The 2554-nt window shown below is 72.7% G+C and carries 1 protein-coding gene and 1 pseudogene; one reads left to right on the plus strand and one right to left on the minus strand.

What is annotated here, in order from left to right; translation table 11 throughout:
- A pseudogene (locus tag CBZ_RS19130) lies at positions 1-237 on the minus strand (hypothetical protein); the annotation flags it as partial.
- A gap of 346 nt (positions 238-583) precedes the next feature.
- On the opposite strand from CBZ_RS19130, the gene CBZ_RS19135 reads away from it, so the two are divergent.
- A complete protein-coding gene (locus CBZ_RS19135) occupies positions 584-2497 on the plus strand; it encodes a pectate lyase-like domain-containing protein (RefSeq protein ID WP_218022823.1) in 1914 nt (637 codons plus the stop codon).
- The last annotated feature ends 57 nt before the right edge of the window (positions 2498-2554 follow it).

Genomic DNA, 2554 nt, shown 5'->3' on the forward strand with positions numbered 1-2554 from the left:
GCCGGCGGCGGCGTCGGGCAGGGCGGCGGCGCGCAGGGCGTAGCCGAGCCACGCGGCGGCGAACCCGGCGGCGAACGCGCCGGCGCGCTGGGCGGGGGAGCGGTCGGGGACGAGGCCGAGGGCCCCACCGAGGGCGGCACCGAGCAGGGCGACGCCCTGGAGCTCGGGGCCGGAGAACAGCACGATCGCGGTCGTGAGGAGCGCGAGGACGAGCCCCGCCAGGACGTGACGCTTCATGGACCACCTCGTCGTGGTGACCGCCGTCGGGGGTGCGCCCGTCGAGCGGCTGTGCGGGTAGATGGCCGCCCGAGAGGCCGCCGACCTGCGCCGTCGCCGTTGACGGGGGTGCTCGGCGGGCCTCCGGGCGGGACCAGGCGACTGTCTACCAGCGGGTGATCCACCTGAGCCATGCGGTACTAGGTAAATCGGCGCGGTACTAGGTAGATCGTTATGCCGCCGTGACCTGCGTCACTCTGCCGGGTGGGCGACGACGGTCCGGCCGTGAAGGGCTTACTAACCAGTCGGTAAGTGTGGTTGGCTCCGCTTTGTCCGATGCCGGATCTCAACGGAGAGGAACGCACGCATGGACCCGCACGCCCCACGACCCCGGAGGTCACGCGCGCGTGGACGGCTCGCCGCCGTCGCCGTGCTCACGCTCGCCGCGACCGCCGTCGCGACGACCGCCACCGCCACCCCGCCCCGCGGCGCCCCCGCGGCGCCCGACCTCGGTCCGAACGTCGTCGTCTTCGACCCGAGCATGCCCGTCGCCGACATCCAGGCGAAGGTCGACGCCATCCACGCCCAGCAGGTCGACGCCGAGATGGGCACCGCCCGCTACGCGCTGCTGTTCACGCCCGGCGAGTACGGCACCGCCGAGCAGCCGCTGCAGCTGAAGGTCGGCTACTACACCGAGGTCGCAGGGCTCGGGGCGTCGCCGACCGACGTCACCGTCCACGGCAAGATCGAGACCTACAACCGCTGCCTGTCGAGCGACCCCGCGAACCCCAACTGCCTCGCGCTCGTCAACTTCTGGCGCACGCTGTCGAACCTCACGCTCGACATCGACGCCGCAGGCCAGGACGGGTGCCGCGCGTCGGCGAACTTCTGGGCCGTGTCGCAGGCCGTCTCGCTGCGCCGCCTCAACGTGCTCGCCGCGGAGGGCGACCCCGGCTTCTCGCTCATGGACTACTGCACGGCTGGCCCGCAGTACGCGTCGGGCGGCTTCATCGCCGACTCCCGCTTCGGCGACGTCGTCAACGGGTCCCAGCAGCAGTGGCTCACCCGCAACAGCGAGGTGCGCTCCTGGTCGAACGCCGTCTGGAACCAGGTGTTCGCGGGCGTCGTCGGCGCCCCCGACGACGCGACGTTCCCCGACCCGCCGTACACGACGCTCGACCAGACGCCGCTCAGCCGCGAGAAGCCGTACCTGTTCGTCGACGCCCGCGGCCGCTGGAACGTCCGCGTCCCGGCGGCGCGCGAGGGCACGCGCGGCGTCTCCTGGGCGGACGGCCTGACCGCCGGACGCACCATCCCGCTGAGCGACTTCTACGTCGCGAAGCCCGGGGACTCCGTGCAGCGGATCAACAGCCGCCTCGCGCAGGGCAAGCACCTGCTGCTCACGCCGGGCGTCTACGACGTCGCCCGGGGGATCGAGGTCAAGAAGGCCGGGACCGTCGTCCTCGGGATCGGCCACGCGACGCTCACCGCGGTCGGCGGCGCGGTGCCCCTGACGGTCGCCGACGTGCCGGGTGCGATCGTCGCGGGCGTGACGATCGACGCCGGGACCACCGAGTCGCCGGTCCTGCTGCAGGTCGGCAAGAAGAACGGCGGCCACGGCCACCACTCGCGCGGCGCGCGGCTCGACCCGATCACGCTGAGCGACGTCTACTTCCGCGTCGGCGGCCCGCACGTCGGCAAGACCGACGTCGCGCTGCGCATCGACGCCGACGACGTGCTCGTCGACCACACCTGGGTCTGGCGGGCCGACCACGGCCTCGAGGGCTTCACCGAGGGCGTCAACGGCGACACCGACCGCTGGCGGACCAACACCGGCCGCACGGGCGTCGTCGTGAACGGCGACGACGTCACCGCGACCGGCCTGTTCGTCGAGCACTTCCAGCAGCACAACACCGTCTGGAACGGCGAGCGGGGACGCGTCGTCCTCTACCAGAACGAGCTCCCGTACGACCCGCCGACGCAGGCCGACTGGACGGAGCCGGACGGCACGCTCGGCTGGGCCGGCTACAAGGTGGGCGAGCGCGTGCGGAGCCACCAGGTGTGGGGCGCCGGCGTCTACGTGTTCAACCAGAACAACCCCTCGATCGTCACCGAGAACGGGTTCGAGGTCCCGCAGCGGCCGGGCGTGCAGCTCACGCACGTCATGACCGTGAACCTCAGCGCGGGGACCGTCCGCCACGTCGTCAACGGCGTGGGCGGTCAGGCCGACAGCACGAACACCGGGACGCCGCAGTTCGTCACCGGGTACCCGGCGCCGTAGGGCGACGCCGGTCTCGACGCGCAGCACCTCGCCGCCCTGCCCGGCGGGGTGCTGCGC

The organism is Cellulomonas biazotea (genome assembly GCF_004306155.1).
GTDB lineage: Bacteria > Actinomycetota > Actinomycetes > Actinomycetales > Cellulomonadaceae > Cellulomonas > Cellulomonas biazotea.

Excerpts from the sequence above, each read along its gene's own strand:
- CBZ_RS19135 (WP_218022823.1), top strand. The coding sequence starts at position 584 with ATGGACCCGCACGCCCCACGACCCCGGAGGTCACGCGCGCGTGGACGG.